Genomic DNA, 20,359 nt, shown 5'->3' with positions numbered 1-20,359 from the left:
TATATGCGTAAACTGATCTTGGCCATTGCTCTTTGTGTGTATACCCTTCCAGTGTATGCTGAGCGCTTAAAAGAGTTGGTCAGCTTCGCTGGCGTGCGGAACAATCAGCTGGTCGGTTATGGTTTGGTCGTGGGTCTGGATGGTACAGGGGATCAAACCACGCAAACGCCATTCACGATTCAGGCTTTGCGCAATATGCTGACCAATCTGGGGGTGCAGGTTCCTGATGGCGGTAATATTCAGCTCAAAAATATTGCCGTGGTCACCGTGACGACGACATTGCCACCCTTTGCGCGTCCAGGCCAGCCGCTGGATGTTGTCGTTTCATCGCTCGGTAATGCCAAAAGTCTGCGCGGCGGTACTTTGCTGATGTCGCCGTTGAAAGGGGCGGACGGACAGATTTACGCGATGGCACAAGGCAATCTGATCGTGGCTGGCGCAGGTGCGGCGGCAGGGGGGAGCAGCACGCAGATCAATCAGCTCGCCACTGGGCGGATTCCTTCCGGCGCTACTGTCGAGCGTGCCGTGCCAACTTTGCTCGGCAATGGCGAGTTCGTTCAGCTGGAGTTGCTGAAAACCGATTTCTCAACCGCCAGCCGGGTCGTTAACGCCATCAATATGCAGGTTGGCCCGGTTGCCGCTGCGCTCGATGGCCGGGTCATCCAGGTGCGCGCACCGCTCGATCCGAATCAGCGCGTCGCTTTTCTGGCGCGACTGGAAGACATTACGGTGACGCAGGGTGAAGCCACTCCGAAAGTCATTATTAACGCGCGTACCGGTTCGGTCGTGATGAATCAGGCGGTCAAAATCGAGCCCTGTGCCGTTGCGCACGGTAATTTGACGGTCACCATTCAGGCTGAAAATAATGTGGTTCAGCCCAATGCACTCGCAGGTGGGCAGACTGCGCCAGTGCAAAATGCCAATATTGATATTGATGCCGCTGGCGGCGCAGTCGTGCGACTGCCCAAGGCAACGACCTTAAATCAGGTTGTGCGTGCGCTCAATGCCGTGGGGGCGACGCCGCAGGATTTGCTGGCGATTTTGCAGGCGATGAAAATTGCTGGCGCACTCAATGCTGAGCTTGAAGTAATTTGATGGGTATTACCTTGCAGGTCTATTTCTAATTGGCTTGCGGGGATATACGGCCGGTAGTATTTGTGAATCAGTAAAAAGCACGATCATTTGATCGTGCTTTTTTTGTTTTGGGCATGCTCCTTGCTTGTATTGCAGTAAGTTTTTCTGGAGCAAGACCATGTTGCCCACCGCCACTTTTGATTCGCAAGGCCTGAACGTCGATCCGCGCAGTCTGGATCGGCTGCGTGCGATGTCGCTGACCGACAAAAGCGCCGCCAACAAGGGCGTTGCGCAACAATTCGAATCGCTGTTATTGCAGCAAATGCTCTCGGCGATGCGTAAAGCGGGTCCGCAGGATGAAATCGACCAGAGCGCTGCCAGCCAGACGTTCAAAAGCATGCGTGATCAGCAGTGGGCGCAGAACTGGGCACAAAGCGGCGGCATTGGTTTTGCTCGCATGATCGAGCGCCAGCTTAATATTCAGAGTAATCCGGCGCTGCTGCAGCAAGTGCAGCGCAATGACGCACCATCGCCCATCCGTAAAGCGCTGCCAGTAAATGCCGCTGCAGTAGCGGCAGCAGCGGCAAAAACTGCCACACCGTTTGCCGCCCCGGCACAAACGGGATCACAAGCGGGATTACAAGCGGGGTCATTGATCAGCGAGGTCAAATCCAAACTGGATGCGATTCCCGATTTTGTCAGCAAACTGGGTGACGCCGCCAAAACGACGGCGGCCAGTCTGGGCGTTGCTCCGCATTTATTGCTGGCCCAGGCTGCACTGGAAACGGGCTGGGGCAAAAAAAGTATCAAGGGTGCAGATGGTGTTGAGTCGCATAATTTGTTTGGAATCAAAGCAGGTGCCGGATGGCAGGGTAAGACGGTTGATGTTATGACGACCGAATATGTCGATGGGATCGCGCAAAAACGGGTCGAAAAATTTCGTGCTTACGATTCGTATGGTGAATCGATGGCTGATTATGCCGCTTTGCTCAAACGCCGCTACGCTGGTGCGCTGGAACAAGGCAGTGATGCCAAGGAATTTGCCAAAGCATTGGCCAATGGCGGTTACGCCACCGACCCGCAATACGCTCAAAAATTATCTCGTGTCGCCGAGCAGTTGGCCGATCAGTTGTCGGTTGGCAATTCAAGAAGCCGCGCTTAAAGCCGATAAAGAAACAAGGAGTTAGATCATGGCTGCATCAGTTTACAATATCGGTGTTTCCGGCCTTAATGCGGCGAATTTAGGTTTGTCGACGACAGGGCATAATATTTCCAACGTCAATACCGAAGGCTTTACACGTCAGCGTCTGATTCAGAGCGCGCCTTATCCGCAACTGTTCGGTAGTGGTTTTAGCGGCATTGGCGTGAAAGTGGATACGATCACGCGGATTTACGACCGCTTTCTGACCCGATCTGTCGAGGTGGCTCAAACGCAAGCGAGCTATCAGGAAACCCGTCTGTCGCACCTGTCAGAAATCAATAATATTGTTGCTGATCCGGATGCGGGCGTTTCGCCTGCGCTGCAGGATTTTTTCAGTTCGGTTCAGAATATGGGAACCAATCCGTCCAATCCGCCAGCGCGTCAGGCCATGCTGTCCAGCGCGCAAACGATGGTCAACCGGTTTCAGACCTTTTCGCACCGACTTGAAGAGCAACGCAATACGCTCAACGGCGAAATTACCGACACAGTGGGTAGTATCAATAGCTACGCCGATCAGATTGTCGAGTTGAACCAGAAAATCGTGATCGCTGAAGGTTCGGGGCAACCACCGAATGATTTGTACGATCAGCGTGATTTGCTGGTTAAAGACCTTAACAAACTGGTGCGGGCAACGACAATAGCGCTCTCGGATGGCAGTATTAATGTATTTATCGGCAATGGTCAGGGCTTGGTGGTCGGCACGTCCACCTCCAAAATGATTGCCTCGCCCAGTCCGGGCGATGCGCAACGGATTACGGTCGGTCTGGAGCAGGACGGGGCGACTGTTTTCATGCCGGAGCATTTGTTTGCTGGCGGCAAACTGGGTGCTTTGCTTGAATACCGTACTGACTCACTCGATGTCGCGCAGAACAGTCTGGAACGGATGGCCTTGGGTTTTGTTGAGAGTTTTAATCAACAGCACAAGGCCGGGGTCGATTTGAACGGCAATTTTGGTAAAAATCTGTTCGACATCAAACGCAGCAGTATTGTTGATTTGAATGTGAGTGCTGTACCTGGCCCTGGTAGCACGAATGTCCGGGTGACGTCTCCCGAAGGGAGTTCAGAAGTCAGCGATTACTCAATCACGGCCAGCGGCGGGGGTTATGTGATCACCCGCCTGACTGACGGGATGTATAACGGCTATCCTGGTGCACCAGTTCCGACTGCGCTGGGCAGCACCGACCCTGCGACTGGCTTGAGCTTGTCTGCGACACCCGCAGGTCTGGTCGTGCCCAATCAAAGCACGTTTGCTTTTCCGCCAGCGATCAGCGAGATCAATTTTAATACCAAGAATACGGGTACGGCGAGTTTGGGCGGTTATATCACCGATGTCAGCAAGTTGACCGCAAGCAACTATGAACTGAGCTTTGATGGCAGTAATTACAGCCTGAAAAAAGTCAGTGACGGGACGTATACGTCTTATACGCCTGCTGAGATGGCACAAGGGATTAATCAGGACGGGATGTTGCTCCGAATTGATTCGGGCGCGATGAATGCCAATGACCGTTTTACGATCAAGCCGGTCGAAGGCATGATCGATACGATGGCGGTGCGGATTACCGACCCGAAAGAGCTGGCAGCCGCAGCGCCGATGCGGGCAACATTAGGTGCAAATAATGCCGGAACGGTCAAAGTATTGGATCACCAGGTTGATACGCCGAGCTTGTCGACGACTGATGCGGCCTTCAATCCTGCGGTTAAAAACACGGTCAATATCAATTTCACTTCGCCTAGCAGCTTTACTTATACCGATACCGTGACTGGTTTTACTTCGGCTCCTCAGGTCTTTACTGCAGGGATGACGCTCAGCGTTAACGGCTGGTCGATGCGGCTTGATGGCGCTCCGGCGACTGGCGATACCATTACGGTTGCGCCCAATATCGGCGGGGTTGCAGATAATCGCAATGCATTGGCGCTCGGAAAATTGCAGACCAAACGGATTCTGGAAAACGAATCTGCGACGTATCAGGAGTCTTATGGCCGGATGGTGAGTAAAGTTGGTACGCAAACCAATGAAGCCACGATCATGAGCAAGGCGCAGGCACAATTTTTGAGTAATGCCGAAAACAGTCGGGATTCGGTCTCTGCGGTTAATCTGGATGAAGAAGCGGCCAATTTATTGCGCTATCAGCAAGCGTACCAGGCCGCATCGAAAGTAATCCAGATCGCTCAGGCTGCTTTCCAAGAAATCATGAATATCGGCCGTTAATCGCGTGCTTATCAGGAGTATCAATCATGCGTGTTGCAACGATTTCCATTTTTAATAATGGTTCTGCCAGTTTGCAGAAACATATTGCCGATCAGGCTCGATTGCAGAATCAGCTCTCAACCGGACGTAAAATTCTGACTCCTGCCGATGATCCGATTGCTTCTGCCCGGATTCTCGATATTGGTCAGGCTCGCTCAATTAACGAGCAGTATGCGACCAATAGCGGCGCTGCCGAGTCGTTTATGCGCTTGAGCGAAAGCACTTTGCAGCAGGTAACGTCCTTGATCCATAATGTCCAGGAACTGGCAGTCAGTGCCGGTAACCCTGTGTTGGGACCGGAAGAGAAAAAAATGAAGGCGGCCGATTTGCTGGGGCGTTATCAGGAGCTGTTGGCGCTGGCCAATACCACGGATGGTCAGGGGAATTATCTGTTTTCCGGCTTTCAAGGCGAGACCAAGCCTTTTGGTGAGCTCAGCTTTGGCAATGTGCAATATTACGGCGACGATGGTCAGCGCGTGGTTCAGATCTCTGATGGGCGACAAATCCCGATTTCCGAATCAGGGGCTGATGTATTTCAGCAGATCAAAAATGGTAACGGTTCTTTTGTGACTGCTTATAACCCGAGTAATGTAGGGACGGGGATTGTTAGCCCCGGCGAAGTGCTTGAGCCCAAAAAATGGGCTAATGCACCTGCTCCCCGGGATTTTACCGTGCAATTTTACTGGCAGCCCAATGCGAGCAAGCCTGAAGAACCGATTATTTCATACGATCTGATTGATAGCAGCGGCGTATCGCTGATCAGCGGGGCGGCGACTGCAGGTCAGACCAGTGGACCGAGAAGTTATAGCTCGGGCAGTGATATTGAATTCAAGCGCTTGCCGACTGATCCGGCTGGCCCGGCATGGGATTACGGTGTAAAGACCAGTGTCATGGGTAAACCGATCCCGTTTGATCCGTTGACCCAGCAACCAGTTGGTGCGCCAGGCGCGGCAGATTCGTTTTCTCTGAAGCCAAGTACCAATGTCGATTTGTTTACCACCTTGGGTAATTTGCACACGGCTTTGAGTAATTATCATGTGGATGCAGTAGGTAATGGACAGGCTGAGTTCCAGAATCAGTTGAATACTGCCCTGTCCGACTTGTCCGGGGCGCTGATTAATGTGACAACGACTCAGGCTTATCTGGGTTCGCGAATGAATGAAACTGATTCGGTCAAGGAGACGACTGAAGATTTGAAAATTCAGTACTCCCAGACTTTGGGTGATTTGCAGAATCTGGATTATGCCGCAGCGATCAGTGATTTTGCCGCCAATCAAATGGTGCTGGATGCTGCACGCAAATCATTTGCTCAGGTGCAAGAACTCAGCTTATTCCGGTATATTTAAGCTGATCCGATTTTTGAAAACGGCTCGCAGTGCGAGCCGTTTTTTATTGAGTGTGTATGAGCAAAATTAAAAATCAGTTTGTTTGCCGTTTATGTGGCGGCTTATCGCCTAAGTGGCAGGGGCAATGTCCGCAATGTGGTGAGTGGAATAGCCTGGAAGAGCAAGTGGTGCAGGCTGCGCCTGCTACGGGGCGTTTCCAGAGTTTGGCAGCCGATGGTGCGATTAAAAACCTGGCCGATGTAGAGGCTGAGGAGTTGCCGCGTACGCCGACTCATCTGGCTGAGCTGGATCGGGTTTTGGGCGGAGGGCTGGTGCCGGGTGGGGTGGTGCTGATTGGCGGTGACCCTGGCATTGGTAAATCAACTCTGTTATTGCAAGCATTGGCCAAGCTGTCCGATTCATTACCCGTCTTGTATGTGAGTGGTGAAGAGTCGGCTCAGCAGATCGCTTTGCGGGCGCGTCGGCTGGGGGTTCCGGCTGCCAGAGTGCGCCTGTACCCGGAAATTAGTCTGGAAAAGATTTTGCATGCGCTGGAGCGTGAAGCACCCAAGGTGGTGGTGATTGATTCAATCCAGACGATTTATACCGAAGCCTTGACCAGTGCTCCGGGGAGCGTTGCGCAAGTGCGAGAATGTTCGGCGCAACTGACCCGCTTTGCCAAGCGGCATGGCACATCGATATTACTGGTGGGGCATGTGACTAAAGAGGGCGCTTTGGCCGGCCCCCGGGTGCTGGAGCATATTGTTGATGCAGTGCTTTATTTTGAGGGCGATACGCATTCAAGTTTTCGATTGATTCGCGCAATTAAAAACCGCTTTGGTGCTGTCAATGAGCTGGGCGTTTTTGCGATGACCGATAAAGGTTTGCGCGAGGTAGCCAATCCATCGGCCTTGTTTTTAAGTCAACATGAGCAGCCTGTGGCTGGTTCTTGCGTGATGGTGACGCAGGAAGGCTCACGACCCATGCTGGTTGAAGTGCAGGCTCTGGTTGATGATGCGCATGCTGCACAGGTCAAACGTCTGGCTGTCGGGGTCGAGCAAAATCGTCTGGCGCTCTTGTTGGCGGTATTGCATCGCCACGCCGGGATTGCTGCATTTGATCAGGATGTCTTTATCAATGCCGTGGGTGGAGTGAGAATTGTTGAGCCCGCAGCCGATCTGGCGATGTTGATCGCCATTGTGTCATCGTTGAAAAACAAGGCATTGCCAAAAAAGATGGTAGTTTTTGGCGAAGTGGGCTTGGCGGGTGAAGTACGCCCTGTTCAGCGCGGGCAAGAACGTTTGCGCGAGGCGGCAAAGCTGGGTTTTACCCATGCGATTGTTCCCAAAGCCAATCGACCGCGACAAGCTGTTGAAGGTATGACCGTGGTGGCTATTGACCGGCTGGAACAGGCTGTTGATGCTGCGTTTTAAGGCATGCGGTGATGAAATATATGCCTGAGGGGGCTTGAAATCCGCAGCTCAGGGCAGATCTTAAATATCAGATTGGGCTTTTGTCCTGGCGATTTTTTGGTTAGCATCTGCTAAACCGCACCCAAATGACTTCTGGAGATTTAAAATGAGTGAAAACATTGTCCAAGTAACTGATGGCAGTTTTGATGTAGAAGTGCTTCAGGCTGCTGGGCCTGTCTTGGTCGATTACTGGGCAGAGTGGTGCGGTCCATGCAAAATGATTGCGCCGATTCTGGATGAAGTGGCGACCGAATATGCCGGTCGTGTGAAAGTGACCAAACTGAATATCGATGAAAATCAGGCCACTCCGCCAAAATTTGGCATTCGTGGTATTCCTACCCTGATGTTGTTTGTTAATGGCGAAGTGAAGTCAACCAAAGTTGGTGCTTTGTCCAAATCGCAACTGACCGCGTTTCTGGATAGCAATATTTGACATCTGGCATGTATTTGATTTAGTCTGCAGTTGTATTCATAGCAACGGTTTATCCAAGAGCCGTTGCTACCTATCCCTTGCATCATCCTTTTGCTCCCCCTCTTTTCCTTTTTCAAGCGTAATCAATTATGCATTTGTCCGAACTAAAACATCTGCACGTTTCTCAGCTCGTCGATATGGCGATTGCTTCCGAGATTGACGGTGCAAGTCGTATGCGCAAGCAAGACGTTATCTTTGCACTGCTCAAAAATAGAGCAAAAAAAGGAGAGAGCATATTTGGCGAGGGGACTCTCGAAGTCTTGCCGGATGGTTTTGGCTTTCTGCGCAGCCCGGATACCTCGTATCTGGCAGGGCCAGATGATATCTATATCAGTCCAAGCCAGATTCGCCGCTTTAATTTGCACACCGGCGATACCATTGAGGGTGAAATTAGAATTCCGAAAGAGGGTGAGCGTTATTTCGCACTGGTCAAGGTCGATAAAGTTAACGGTGAAGCACCAGAAGCCACCAAAAACAAGATTCTGTTTGAAAATCTGACTCCGCTGTTTCCAACGGAGCGACTGAATTTAGAGCGCGATATCAAGGCCGAAGAAAATATCACCGGTCGTGTGATTGATTTGATGGCTCCAATCGGTAAAGGTCAGCGGGCATTGTTAGTTGCTCCGCCGAAAACCGGTAAAACGGTGATGCTGCAGCATATTGCTCATGCCATTACTGCCAATCATCCGGAAGTGGTCCTGATTGTGCTGCTGATTGACGAGCGTCCGGAAGAAGTCACCGAGATGCAGCGTTCGGTCAAAGGTGAAGTATTAAGCTCGACTTTTGATGAGCCAGCGACACGCCACGTTCAGGTCGCTGAAATGGTCATCGAAAAAGCCAAGCGTCTGGTTGAGCATAAGAAAGACGTCGTGATTTTGCTTGATTCGATTACGCGTCTGGCTCGTGCGTACAATACCGTGATTCCTGCTTCCGGCAAGGTGTTGACCGGTGGTGTAGATGCCAATGCTTTGCAACGCCCAAAACGTTTTTTTGGTGCAGCACGTAATATTGAAGAAGGCGGTAGTTTAACTATTATCGCGACAGCTTTGATCGATACGGGTAGCCGTATGGATGATGTGATTTACGAGGAATTCAAAGGTACGGGTAATAACGAAATTCAGCTTGATCGTCGTATGGCTGAAAAACGGATCTTCCCTGCCATCAATATCAATAAATCAAGCACCCGTCGTGAAGAGTTGCTGATCAAGGCCGATCAGTTGCAACGGATCTGGGTTCTACGCAAATTGCTCTACCCGATGGATGATTTGGACGCGATGGAATTCCTGATGGATAAACTCAAATCGACGAAATCGAATCTGGACTTCTTCGATTCAATGCGCCGCTGATTTAAGTGTTGATTAATCTTGCGGTTGATTAATGATTGAGCGATAATGCCGCTTTTGTAGCGTCGGCAAAACCCCGGCGCCCGACACCTTAGGAAAAGAAATGAAACCAAATACTCACCCAAATTACACTGAAATCGACGTGACCTGTTCTTGCGGTAGCTCATTCAAAACTTCTTCTACTTTGGGCAAAAGCCTGCACGTAGAGGTTTGTTCTGAGTGCCACCCATTCTATACAGGCAAACAGAAAATCGTTGATACTGCTGGCCGTATTGAGAAGTTCAACAACAAGTTTGCAAAATTTGCTCGTTAATTATTCGAGTGAATCCAAAAAAGGCAGCTATAGGCTGCCTTTTTTGTTGCCCCGTGTCAAAATGATAAAAATTCTGAAGCCTGATTATGCTGACCTATACGCCTGAGTCTGAGCGCCCAGCCAGTTCATTGAAAGAGCAAGATAAGCCTTGGCTGCTCATCTTGCTATGCCTGTTTTGGTTGCTGCCTGGGCTATTTGGACATGATCCGTGGAAGCCCCAAGAGAACGAGAACGCGGCTTTAATCGCTTCGCTTTTAAGGCAGGATAGCTGGGTTATCCCTTGGCTTGCCGATCGGCCTTATTTTGAGACTGCCCCGTTGTATTTCTGGGTTGCTGCTTTATTTGCCAATGCATTGGCTTGGTTTGGAGTTGCCATTCACGATGCTGCGCGTCTTAGTACAGGTTTTTGGATGGCGCTCTCGCTCTGGGGTGTGGGGCTGGCCGGACGTGAGTTATTTGGTCATCGCTATGGTCGCCTGACTGTGGTGCTGGTCATGGGCTCCTTGGGGCTGGTTCTGTGGAGTCGGCATATTGCACCGGCAGCCCTCGTATTTGCTGCGTATAGCTGGGCCTTTTATGCCTTGGTTCATTCGCTTAAAAAGCCACTGCTCTCCGGGTTGATGCTCGGATTGAGCTTACTGGGCTTGTTGCTGGGGGCGAACTGGGCAGACGCATTGTTAGTGCTGCTGATGGCGGTAGGGTTGGGGCTCTCCAGGCATTGGCGTAAGCAGGCCTATTTGGTGACGCTAGTCAGCGCGTTAATTGTTGCTGTTCCGTTGGCCGCATTATGGGGTTATGCGCTTCATTCAGAGTCGCCCCAATTGTTTTATGCCTGGCGACAATTTTATGCATGGGGTCCTTATGGTGGAAGTAAAACCATACTTTGGTTTCATCAGCCGGGCTTTTTGCTTTCAACATTACTTTGGTTTGCCTGGCCTGTATTGCCATTGGCGCTATGGTCTCTATGGGTAAATCGCCGGGAGCTTGCGAAACATCCCCGCTGGTTTTTGCTGCTCTGGCTTATGGGGACTCTGATTGTTTATATTGTTTGTGCCGGAAGTCCCAATGAAACAACGGTTTTGCCTCTATTGCTGGTTTTTTCGCTGATTGCTGCGGCTGGTATCGATGAGCTCAAGCATGGCGCTGCTGCTGCGCTCAATTCATTTTCGATTTTAACCTTCGGCCTGTCTGCAATAGTCTTGTGGTTAGTCTGGCTGATGCTGATCTTGGGTGCACCTGATAGCGATATTTTCCGGCAATTTTCCCGTGTGAGTACGATACCTTTTACTGTTCATGCCATTGGACTGATTTTTTCGATTGTAGCCAGTATTCTTTGGGGAAGTATTTTATTGCGGCGGCGAGCGATGGGAAGAAAGGCGCTGACAAATTGGACGTGCAGCCTGATTTTATTGCTCAGTGTATTTGTCGGCTTATTTCAAAATTGGGTCGATACGGGAAAGTCCTACCGCCCAGTTGCAAGCCAAGTGCAAACTCTTGCTGATACATTGCAACCCAATTGTCTGGATGCTAGTGAAATGTCATCCGAGCTGATCGGTGCAATGGTTTATTTTACGACGCTGAAGATTAAAACGACCACGAATAACGACTGTAGCATGGCGATACGTTCAGGATTGGATTTTGCCAAGGAGGATTGGCACTTAATGGACAAAACTCAACGTCGCGGTGAAAGCAAAGAGCAAATTTATATTTTCCAGAAATAAACAAGGGTGCTTCAGCACCCTTGTTTTAACCTTTGTCTTGCTGTGCTTCACTATCTTTCTTGATATGACGGCGTACAAAGAAAAATATATACACCGCCATACACAGAACAAAGCCGATCGTGAACAGACTAAGCAGACCGATTTCGGAAGAGAACAGGGTACTTAGTGGTGTATTTTCCATTTTGCTCAGCTCCTTGTCATTGTTAATGTCATCAATGTAGGGCGAAAATGAAAACTACATCTTGATGCGGATCAAGGAGTTTTTGGTGAACTATCCGCTTGTTTGAGTTGTTCGAAGCAGGTGACCCGATTGCGGCCGCGATGTTTGGATGCATAGAGCGCTTCGTCGGCACGCTTGAGTGGTTCATCAATACTGGCATCGCCCTGGCGCAGCTCACTCAAACCCATGCTGCAGGTGAATTTGATTGTCTGCCCATCTTCCAAATGCAGTACATAATTTTCAATCTGAAGCCGCAATCGTTCTGCTGCGCGATAGGCGTCGGCTAGCGGTGTTTCTGGCATGAAAACAGTGAATTCTTCACCACCAATCCGAGCTAGCAGATCTACGTCACGTAATGATGCCTTGCACAGATTGGCCATTGTCTTGATGACATCGTCCCCTGTCTGATGGCCGTAGGTATCATTGATTTTTTTAAAGAAATCAATATCCAGCATCAAGATGCAAGCTCGGTGTTGATAGCGTTTACAGCGCTGAATTTCTTGCTGTGCGGCTTCCATGAAATAGGCGCGGTTATTTAATCCGCTCAGGCTATCGGTCGTTGCCCGGTGTTTGAGTTCCTGTTCGAGTTGTTTACGCTGCGTAATATCATTCAAGCCAATCACTAACGTGCAACCTTCTTGCGAACTGACCGCCGACATTGAAATATTGGCCCAAAACGGGTTGCCATGCCGATGCTTTAGCATGCATTCCGCATCATTGACGGTTTTACCTGTTAGCGCCTCATCTGAATGCTGGAAAAAATCGATTTTCTCATAGTAATAATCATGTGCCCGCTTGGAGAGTGCTGATGCTTGAGGAATGCCAAGCATCCTTGCTGCATGCTGGTTGATATAGGTAATGAAGAAATCCGGCATTCTCGCCAAAATTAGCCCTACAGGCATGGTTTCGATCATTTGGCGAAAACGCGCTTCACTGGCAGAAAGTTTGAGTTCTTTCGCCTTGATATTGCGAGCCAAGCGTTGCGAGCGCCAGAAGTAATAACTCATCAGCAAAATCAGCATCAACAGCAGACTGGCTGCAACGACATAATAGAAAATACTTCTCTTCCAGCTGAGCAGATAGTTGTCCGTGGACTCTGCGCTGACAAGATACAATGGGCTATTTCCGACGCGTTGAAAGCTGATTAATTGAGAGCGATCAGTCAAGATCTGGCTCCAATGCGTCGCCGATCCGAATTGTTTGGAAAGCTCCGCACTGATTTCCAGTGAGGGGGCATTGGCAGGATATCGCGCCAGAATATTCAACTTTCGATCAATCAGGTAGCGTTGTTGAGCGGAGTCATCGCTGGATAAATGCTGTTTGATGAAGGATGGGGACAGCCGGCTGATCAGCAGGTTTTCATTGAGCAAATCGCGAGGTTTAAAACCAATAATAACCGCGTGCTGTGGGGATTGCTGTTCATGATAAATCAGGCCGGATGTGTTTTTTGCCTGATTAAGCAGCGATAAGAAATCCTGCTGCAGCGTCAAATCGGGTTCTGCATGGGCTTGGGCGAGCAGAACGCCAGATGGATTGAGTATGCCAATATTATCAATCTGAGGTAGCAGGGAGAGCTTGGCGTTCAGTTGTTGCTGAATTTGCTGGGGATCTGCATCAGTAGCACGTGTGGCCACCAGCAGGTCGCTCAACGATTGCAATACCAGTTCGATTTCGCGGGTTTTACTGCCGATCTGCTCATTAAGTCGTTTTAATGCAGTCTCATTCGCCAAGCGAGCGTTTGCATGTGCCGCCTGATAGCTGTTGGCGATCTGATAAGCCAGCAGAAAGACCATACCCAACCCCAGCAGTGCGGCCAGTATGACAGAGTAGGTGGTTCTATTCTTTTTCCAAGGCATAGTTTAAGGCATCAGGTGGTAATGAGCGCCACGTCATCGCAGTCTGCTTTGCAAAATGACTTTAAGAGTCAGAGGAGGCGCATTGAGTTTCAGTATACCCGATTGCAAGGCCGACACTCCGGGCTCGCTGTAATCTGACCGCCCAGCTGGGGCGGTCATTGAAGGCCGCGATGGCAAAAGCAGTAGTGCACACTTTTCAGCTATTTTGAAATTTTAGTCGCGGAAATTGCCAAATTGCAGTGGAAATTCAATTTTGCTGCGCACCAGTGCAATCACTTGCTGCAGACTATCACGATCTTTGCCGTTAACGCGCAGCTCTTCACCTTGAATCGCAGTTTGGACTTTGATTTTTGAATCTTTGATTTCTTTAATGATTTTGGTCGCCAATTCGCGGTCAATACCATCTTTGATGGTTAAAACCTGTTTGGCCTTATTACCAGACACTTTTTGTACGTCGCCCTGTTCAAGGCGTTTGCTGCTGTCGGGTTCTTTCTTTTCCAGCGCTGGGAAAACAATATCCTTAATCTGATCAAGCTGGAAGTCTGAATCGCCATAAATGGTAATCAATTTGTCTTTTTCATTGAGTTCGACTTTGGCGCTGGTGCCTTTGAAATCATAACGATTAATAATGACGCGTTCAGCAGTTTCGATGGCGTTTTTTAGTGCAACCATATCTGTTTCTGAAGTGATGTCAAATGAAGGCATATTGAACTCCTCGCTGGAAAATACAAAAAGGCAGGCGGTGTATTCACCGCTGCCTTTTTAAAAAGTCACTGTGTAAAAGCGGATTAACCGAAATGGCAAACGTAGTGCAGGGTTTCTACCGTTTCGATTTCAAAGCTGGAATTGCCCGGTACATTGAAAGATACACCTGCACCGTATTCCGTTGCAGTGCTTTCTCCAGCTAGCTTAACGCGGCATACCCCGGCAACCACTTCCATGATTTCGGGCGCGCCAGTATTGAAAGTCAGTGTTGAAGGCAGAATCACGCCAACCGTTTTTTTCGTGCCATCGGCAAACACCACGGTATGGCTAACGCATTTACCGTCAAAATAAACATTACCCTGTTTCAGTACTGAAACATTATCAAATTGGCTCATTCTTATTCATCCTTATTTTTGCAGAACTTCAGTCAAAATGGTTTTGGCGATAAAGCCGACCATGCCGAATCCCAGCGCGAAAAACAGCACCAGAGTGCCATATTTGCCAGCTTTGGATTCCTTGGCGAGCTTGTAAATGATGAAGCCCATATACAGGATCAGTCCGGTGCATAAAATGCTGGTCGAGAGCGTCGTAAACGTCTCTTCATCCATATTAATCAGGGCTTCAAACATATCGCTCAACAATGAATGGCTCAAGCAAAGCCTGAGCCGAAGTTATTATTTTTTCAATCGGCCGGCAATGCGCATGCGCAACGCATTCAGCTTGATAAAGCCGCCAGCGTCAACCTGGTTGTAAGCGCCGCCGTCGTCGTCAAATGTCGCGATATTCATGTCGAACAATGAGTCGGTTTTCGAATCACGGCTGACGACAATCACATTGCCTTTGTACAGTTTCAGACGAACCCAGCCGTTAACGGTTTTTTGCGTTTCGTCGATCAGTGTTTGCAGCACTTTGCGCTCTGGTGCCCACCAGTAGCCGTTGTAAATCAGGCTGGCGTAACGTGGCATCAGATCGTCTTTCAAATGCGCTACTTCGCGGTCCAGCGTGATCGATTCAATCGCGCGGTGCGCTTTCAGAATGATCGTGCCGCCTGGTGTTTCGTAGCAGCCGCGTGACTTCATGCCGACGTAGCGGTTTTCAACCAGATCCAGACGGCCAATGCCGTGCTTGCCACCCAGCTCGTTCAATTTGGTCAGCACTTGTGCAGGTGACAAACGCACGCCGTTCAGTGCAACGATGTCGCCTTTTTCGAATTCAACGTCGAGGTATTCAGGTGCATCCGGTGCAGCTTCCGGGCTCACCGTCCAGCGCCACATGCTTTCTTCGGCTTCGGCGGACGGGTTTTCGAGGTGACGGCCTTCAAACGAGATGTGCAACAGGTTGGCGTCCATTGAGTACGGCGCGCCGCCGTTGCGGTGTTTCATGTCAACCGGAATGTCATTGGCTTCGGCATAGGCGAGCAGTTTTTCACGGCTCAGCAAATCCCATTCACGCCATGGCGCGATCACTTTGACTTCTGGCATCAGTGCGTAAGCACCGAGCTCGAAACGAACCTGATCGTTACCTTTGCCAGTGGCACCGTGGCTGATCGTGTCAGCGCCGGTTTCGCGCGCGATGTCGATCAGACGTTTGGCAATCAGTGGACGCGCGATGGATGTGCCAAGCAGGTATTCGCCTTCGTAAACGGTATTGGCGCGGAACATCGGGAAAACGAAGTCGCGCACGAATTCTTCGCGCAAATCGTCGATGTAAATGTTTTCTGGTTTGATGCCGAATTTCAGTGCTTTCTGGCGTGCTGGTTCCAGCTCTTCGCCCTGACCCAGGTCGGCGGTGAAAGTCACTACTTCACATTGGTAAGTGTCTTGCAGCCATTTCAAAATGACCGAGGTATCCAGACCACCGGAATACGCCAGAACTACTTTTTTTACATCAGACATGAAGAACCTCAAGTGCGTCTTAATTACAAGGATTAGTCCAACGCCAGCCGCAAGCCAAAGCTCACAAATAGCGTGCCAATTAGTTTATTCAATAGGGTTTTCAGCCACACAACACCTGAAAAACGGCGCGACAAGGCGCTGCCAGCCAGAATCAAGGTGCTGAGATAAACCATGCTGACCAGTTGCACAATCACACCCAGCGCGGCAAAGCTTTGCCAAACATGTGGGTAGTGCGGGTCAACAAACTGGGGAAAGAAGGCCATGAAAAATAAAATGGCTTTCACATTGATCAGCGAAATGCCGAGCGCCGAACGAAATGCGTGTTTCGGGTCGCCTTTGGTTGTAGTGATTTGTGCATCTTTGGGGGTATTGCTTGCGAGCAAAGCCCGGATGCCGATCCAGAGCAAATACCCTGCACCCAGATAACGCACGGCATCAAAGGCGACCGGGTGGGCTTTCATCAGCGAAGCAACGCCCAGCACGGCGGCGAGCATCAAGGCCAGATCGCCAAAGAAAACACCGCCTGCAGCAGCAAAACCGGCGCGACGGCCGCGCGTCGCGGCGGTCGTTAAAACGAACAGCGAGTTCGGGCCCGGCGCCAGAATAATCAGCACCGTTCCCAATAGATACGCCCACAGATCAGTAATGCCCAGCATCGCGAGTGTCCGTTAATCGTCAATACGACCCAGTAGCAAAAATTCCATCACTGCTTTTTGCACGTGCATGCGGTTTTCTGCTTCGTCCCAGACGACCGATTGCGGGCCATCGATCACTTCCGGATCAACTTCTTCGCCGCGGTGCGCTGGCAGACAGTGCATGAAGACTGCGTTGGCTTTGGCTTGCAGCATGACTTTTTCCGAAACTTTGTAGTTCAGGAAATCTTTTTTGCGTTGCAGTGTTTCACGCTCGTAGCCCATCGACGTGCACACGTCGGTCGTCACGATGTCGGCGTCGCGGGCTGCCTGATACACGTCGCGGAAAGTTTCAAAATTGGCGCTGCTGTATTCTTCGCCGTCAAGTACGGTCATTTCATAGCCGACAGGGCAGGCGAGGTTGAGCTTGAAGTTGAAGGTTTTTGCCGCCTGCAGCCAGGTGCGCGAGACATTATTTGAGTCTCCGATCCAGGCGACCGTTTTACCTTCAATCGAACCGAAGCGTTCAACATAGGTAAAAATATCGGCCATGATCTGGCAAGGGTGGTATTCATTGGTCAGGCCGTTAATCACTGGAACCAATGAGTTATCTGCAAAGCGCTCGATGATCGATTGCTCGTAAGTGCGCACCATGACGATATCGACCATGCGGCTGATGACTTTGGCGACGTCTTCAATCGGCTCGCCACGACCCAGTTGCGTATCTTTGGATTGAAGGAACATCGCATGGCCGCCGAGCTGGAACATGCCAGCTTCAAACGAAACGCGGGTTCGAGTCGACGATTTTTCAAAAATCATACCCAGCACTTTACCCGGCAATGGCTGGTAGAGCTGGCCGGAACGCAGGCGAGCTTTGAGTTTGGCTGCGCGTTCAAACAGGTATTGGTATTCTTCGAGGGTGAAATCGCTGAACTTCAAATAATGACGCATCTTGGATTGTGTCCCGAGCCGTGATCAGTGCCGACGGCTCAAATGGCTGAAAAAACGAACATTATTCAGTGTTTTACCCAGTTCTGGCAAGTCCTGATCTATGTTAATGCCGGTGCAATCAGGGCTTGTACCAAGTCAAATGCCGCTACATTTGCGCGACTGAAAGCAGCGCACAATGCTATAATCGCGCAGTTTGGTGATTTGGCCGGATCAATCGCCGCATTCAATTTATTTCAGCTTGGCACCCCTTATGATCTGTAACCCATACGAAATTATCATTCAGGGAATCACGAGTTCTGGCCGTGAGTTTCGCCCCAGTGACTGGGCAGAACGCTTGTCCGGCATTTTGTCGACATTTGGCATTGATCAGAAGTTGTCCTACGCGCCGTTTGTGCGTCCGATGGTACATAACAATATTCGTTGTGTCGCGGTGGACAAGCAGCTGGAAAAAATTGATCCGCGCGTTTTTGAATTTATCATGACATTTGCTCGCGATAATGACTTGCAGGTGGTCGATTGCCGCTCGCTGATCAAAAGCAGCGAAGCATAAAACCGATCGCGAAATCATAGTTCCAAAAAACCAATCCGGCTTTGTAGAGCTTCGATTGGTTTTTTTGTTTTGAATCAAATTGCCACGGTGTTTTTATTCTTGCTGCAATGCAGCACTGAGCCTATCCTGCTACATGTTGACCTCGCATGTGCGCGGGGTGCTTAAACTGTCCAGGGGAAAATAATGAAGCTCAAAGATAAAGTAGCGATTATTACCGGCTCTGCCAGCGGGATTGGCGAAGCAACCGCAGTGCGTTTTGCTGCTGATGGTGCCAAAGTCGTGGTCTGCGACGTTAATCAGCAAGGTATTGATCGCGTGGTCGCCGAATTGACTGCCGCCGGTGCGACGGCCGTTGGCTTTGTCGTTGATGTCACCAAGCAGGACAGTATTGCTGCAATGGTCGATGTGGTGAAGGCGAAATTTGGCCGTATCGATATTCTGGTTAATAACGCTGGGATTACGCAAGACGCACAATTGTTCAAAATGAACGAAGACCAGTTTGACCGCGTGATCGATATCAATCTGAAAGGCGTTTATAACTGCACCAAAGCCGTGGTTGATACGATGATCGCGCAAAATTCGGGTGTGATTTTGAATGCGTCGTCGGTCGTTGGCGTCTATGGCAACTTTGGTCAGACCAATTATGCAGCGTCCAAGTTTGGCGTGATCGGTTTTGTTAAAACCTGGGCGAAAGAATTGGGCAAAAAAGGCATTCGTGCCAATGCCGTTTGTCCGGGCTTTGTCGCTACCCCGATGGTGAAAGCGATGCCGGAAAAAGTACTGCAAGGCATGGAAGAAAAAGTGCCGATGAAGCGCTTGGCGCAGCCGGAAGAAATTGCCAGTGTTTATGCTTTCCTGGCTTCAGACGATGCGAGCTATATCAATGGCGCAGCCATCGAAGTGACTGGCGGCCTGACACTGTAACCGTCATCTATACCCAATAAAAAAACCCGCTATTGCGGGTTTTTTTATTGGGGTATTGCTTTCTAGCTTAGGTAAAGAAAGAGCTGCATAGATATACCCTAGTTGATTGCGTTGCCTTCCCAGCTGATTCTCCAGCTGCCATTGTCCGGTTGCCAGTACAGGCGTTTGCGCATTTTGTTTTCCAGATTGTTGCTGGTGTAATTCTGTTCAAAGGTTGCAACGATCTGCGGCGCGTCGCCAGTAACGGCAAAAATCGACAAGTCACTCAGTGCAATCTTGGACCATTTTTTGCCGGTGTTGACCTGCCGCTTTTGTTGCCGCCAGGTGCGAAGGTCAAGGCCTTCAGCGCTGATAAATTGCGTGCCATAAAAATTCAGGTAGCGCTCGGTATCGAGTGACTCCCAAGCACTGCGCCATTGTTCAATTTTGGCATTGGCAGCGGTTTGGCGTTCCTGCCATTGTTTGCGGGTCAGCCACTGTACCTTGGGCGTGACGATGACCGGTGTTGTGCCAATTTGCAGGTACTCGGCCACGTTGAGCATTTCTTCGTTGGTCAGTACGACGCAACCGTTGGACGCCTGAGGCGGGCGAGCATAAGTCGCAGCAGGGCTGCCGTGCAGCCAGATGCCCGAGCCGGTTTTTTTCTGGCTACGGTCAAACTCGTTCGGGTAGGAAATCGGCCAGGCGCCGACGCCGTACAAATCGGCAAGCTGGCCGTAGATTTTGTCCAGCTGCGGGCGCGGCAGGTGTTTGTAAACAAAATAAACACCAACGGGTGTACGCTGATCGCCTTCGATTTGCTTGCCGATTCCCAGTTTTCCGACGGTGACGTAATGGTTTTTGACCATTTTAGGAACGCCTTTGTCGTTGGCGAAAATATACAGCCGTGAAGTGTCAGCATCGACCAGAATGGCGTATTTCTGCTGCGGATTAAAGCGCAGGATATTGGCAGGTAGCAAATCGGGCGGCGTAGGCATATTGCGGTAATTGATGCGCGCCAAGGCCTCTTTGCGCAAGCCTGCCAAACGGTCGGCGAGCTGCGGCACCGATAGCTCGCTAGGCAGACCTTTGCTACTTTGGGCTGCGGCTTGCTCGCCGTTATCGCCCAGTATTTTGGTCGCACCGTCGCCGATGGTTTCCAGTGGAATTGCGCGCATCGCGTATAGATCGGCGCGTAATAAATGGGCGAGGCGATAATTGGGTTGCTCTTGCAGCAAGGCGTCGACCGTCGCGCGCGCGTCGGCCATTTTGCCGTTACGGATAAAATCCAGCGCGGCCAGAATGCGTTCTTCCTGCGAGCCGGTCGCAGCGGTGCCGGCTTCATCCGCCTGAAGCTTGAAAAACGGGCTATTCGAGTCGATCATCAGCGGCCGCGCGGCAGGGGCGAGCAGCAGTAGGGTGATCAGACAGATTGCGCGTTTGGCACGACGAGTGAATTTCGGCATTGATTACTCACC

19 protein-coding genes and 1 pseudogene are annotated in these 20,359 nt (G+C 50.4%); 11 read left to right on the top strand and 9 right to left on the bottom strand.

Annotated features, from left to right (window positions below; translation table 11 throughout):
- The first annotated feature begins 3 nt into the window (after nt 1-3).
- The 9 genes from ACG2XO_RS02195 to ACG2XO_RS02155 all read left to right on the top strand — a co-directional run bounded on the left by ACG2XO_RS02195 (nt 4) and on the right by ACG2XO_RS02155 (nt 11,169).
- A complete protein-coding gene (locus ACG2XO_RS02195) occupies nt 4-1,095 on the top strand; it encodes a flagellar basal body P-ring protein FlgI (protein ID WP_410499215.1) in 1,092 nt (363 codons plus the stop codon).
- Between the two features lie 157 nt (nt 1,096-1,252).
- Nucleotides 1,253-2,236 (top strand): flagellar assembly peptidoglycan hydrolase FlgJ, encoded by a 984-nt coding sequence (gene flgJ, locus ACG2XO_RS02190; RefSeq protein WP_410499214.1) that lies wholly within the window; start codon nt 1,253-1,255, stop codon nt 2,234-2,236.
- A 28-nt stretch (nt 2,237-2,264) separates the two neighbouring features.
- Nucleotides 2,265-4,484 carry a flagellar hook-associated protein FlgK gene (flgK, locus tag ACG2XO_RS02185; RefSeq protein ID WP_410499213.1) on the top strand — a complete coding sequence of 740 codons (2,220 nt, stop codon included), beginning with the start codon at nt 2,265-2,267 and terminating at the stop codon, nt 4,482-4,484.
- A 26-nt stretch (nt 4,485-4,510) separates the two neighbouring features.
- Nucleotides 4,511-5,869, top strand: coding sequence for a flagellar hook-associated protein FlgL (gene flgL, locus ACG2XO_RS02180; protein WP_410499212.1), 1,359 nt, complete (start codon nt 4,511-4,513; stop codon nt 5,867-5,869).
- Between the two features lie 56 nt (nt 5,870-5,925).
- On the top strand, nt 5,926-7,281 hold the full coding sequence (gene radA / locus ACG2XO_RS02175; protein WP_410499211.1) for a DNA repair protein RadA: 1,356 nt from the start codon (nt 5,926-5,928) through the stop codon (nt 7,279-7,281).
- Nucleotides 7,282-7,426: 145 nt separating this feature from the next.
- Nucleotides 7,427-7,753, top strand: a complete 327-nt coding sequence (gene trxA, locus ACG2XO_RS02170) for a thioredoxin TrxA (protein WP_410499210.1) — start codon at nt 7,427-7,429, stop codon at nt 7,751-7,753.
- 128 nt (nt 7,754-7,881) lie between these two features.
- A complete protein-coding gene (gene rho / locus ACG2XO_RS02165; RefSeq protein ID WP_410499209.1) occupies nt 7,882-9,138 on the top strand; it encodes a transcription termination factor Rho in 1,257 nt (418 codons plus the stop codon).
- A gap of 100 nt (nt 9,139-9,238) precedes the next feature.
- Complete coding sequence (gene rpmE, locus ACG2XO_RS02160) at nt 9,239-9,448, top strand: 50S ribosomal protein L31 (protein ID WP_410499208.1); 210 nt, start codon at nt 9,239-9,241, stop codon at nt 9,446-9,448.
- Nucleotides 9,449-9,534: 86 nt separating this feature from the next.
- Nucleotides 9,535-11,169 carry a hypothetical protein gene (locus ACG2XO_RS02155; RefSeq protein ID WP_410499207.1) on the top strand — a complete coding sequence of 545 codons (1,635 nt, stop codon included), beginning with the start codon at nt 9,535-9,537 and terminating at the stop codon, nt 11,167-11,169.
- Nucleotides 11,170-11,194: 25 nt separating this feature from the next.
- Here ACG2XO_RS02155 and ACG2XO_RS02150 read toward each other — a convergent pair whose 3' ends face one another.
- The 8 genes from ACG2XO_RS02150 to argF all read right to left on the bottom strand — a co-directional run bounded on the left by ACG2XO_RS02150 (nt 11,195) and on the right by argF (nt 17,428).
- On the bottom strand, nt 11,195-11,350 hold the full coding sequence (locus tag ACG2XO_RS02150) for a DUF3149 domain-containing protein (RefSeq protein WP_410499205.1): 156 nt from the start codon (nt 11,348-11,350) through the stop codon (nt 11,195-11,197).
- 71 nt (nt 11,351-11,421) lie between these two features.
- Nucleotides 11,422-13,245 carry a diguanylate cyclase gene (locus ACG2XO_RS02145; protein WP_410499204.1) on the bottom strand — a complete coding sequence of 608 codons (1,824 nt, stop codon included), beginning with the start codon at nt 13,243-13,245 and terminating at the stop codon, nt 11,422-11,424.
- 213 nt (nt 13,246-13,458) lie between these two features.
- Nucleotides 13,459-13,950, bottom strand: a complete 492-nt coding sequence (locus ACG2XO_RS02140) for a YajQ family cyclic di-GMP-binding protein (RefSeq protein WP_410499203.1) — start codon at nt 13,948-13,950, stop codon at nt 13,459-13,461.
- 83 nt (nt 13,951-14,033) lie between these two features.
- The gene (locus ACG2XO_RS02135; protein WP_410499202.1) at nt 14,034-14,345 is read right to left on the bottom strand and encodes a pyrimidine/purine nucleoside phosphorylase; all 312 of its coding nucleotides are present in this window, start codon (nt 14,343-14,345) and stop codon (nt 14,034-14,036) included.
- 12 nt (nt 14,346-14,357) lie between these two features.
- Complete coding sequence (locus ACG2XO_RS02130) at nt 14,358-14,579, bottom strand: DUF2788 domain-containing protein (RefSeq protein ID WP_410499201.1); 222 nt, start codon at nt 14,577-14,579, stop codon at nt 14,358-14,360.
- A gap of 45 nt (nt 14,580-14,624) precedes the next feature.
- The gene (locus tag ACG2XO_RS02125) at nt 14,625-15,845 is read right to left on the bottom strand and encodes an argininosuccinate synthase (protein ID WP_410499200.1); all 1,221 of its coding nucleotides are present in this window, start codon (nt 15,843-15,845) and stop codon (nt 14,625-14,627) included.
- 32 nt (nt 15,846-15,877) lie between these two features.
- Nucleotides 15,878-16,501 carry a leucine efflux protein LeuE gene (gene leuE, locus ACG2XO_RS02120; protein ID WP_410499199.1) on the bottom strand — a complete coding sequence of 208 codons (624 nt, stop codon included), beginning with the start codon at nt 16,499-16,501 and terminating at the stop codon, nt 15,878-15,880.
- A 12-nt stretch (nt 16,502-16,513) separates the two neighbouring features.
- A complete protein-coding gene (argF, locus tag ACG2XO_RS02115; RefSeq protein ID WP_410499198.1) occupies nt 16,514-17,428 on the bottom strand; it encodes an ornithine carbamoyltransferase in 915 nt (304 codons plus the stop codon).
- A 250-nt stretch (nt 17,429-17,678) separates the two neighbouring features.
- Between argF and ACG2XO_RS02110 the strand changes: the two are divergent.
- Nucleotides 17,679-17,972 (top strand): annotated as a pseudogene (locus tag ACG2XO_RS02110) (DUF3579 domain-containing protein); the annotation flags it as partial.
- 189 nt (nt 17,973-18,161) lie between these two features.
- Nucleotides 18,162-18,902, top strand: coding sequence for a 3-oxoacyl-ACP reductase FabG (gene fabG / locus ACG2XO_RS02105; RefSeq protein WP_410499197.1), 741 nt, complete (start codon nt 18,162-18,164; stop codon nt 18,900-18,902).
- Nucleotides 18,903-19,000: 98 nt separating this feature from the next.
- Here fabG and ACG2XO_RS02100 read toward each other — a convergent pair whose 3' ends face one another.
- The gene (locus tag ACG2XO_RS02100; protein ID WP_410499196.1) at nt 19,001-20,347 is read right to left on the bottom strand and encodes a L,D-transpeptidase family protein; all 1,347 of its coding nucleotides are present in this window, start codon (nt 20,345-20,347) and stop codon (nt 19,001-19,003) included.
- Between the last annotated feature and the right edge of the window lie 12 nt (nt 20,348-20,359).

The sequence above is a fragment of the Chitinibacter sp. S2-10 genome, assembly GCF_046530675.1.
Lineage (GTDB): Bacteria > Pseudomonadota > Gammaproteobacteria > Burkholderiales > Chitinibacteraceae > Chitinibacter.
Note: the sequence above shows the minus strand (reverse complement) of the source record. Positions and strands in the feature narration are given on the sequence as shown.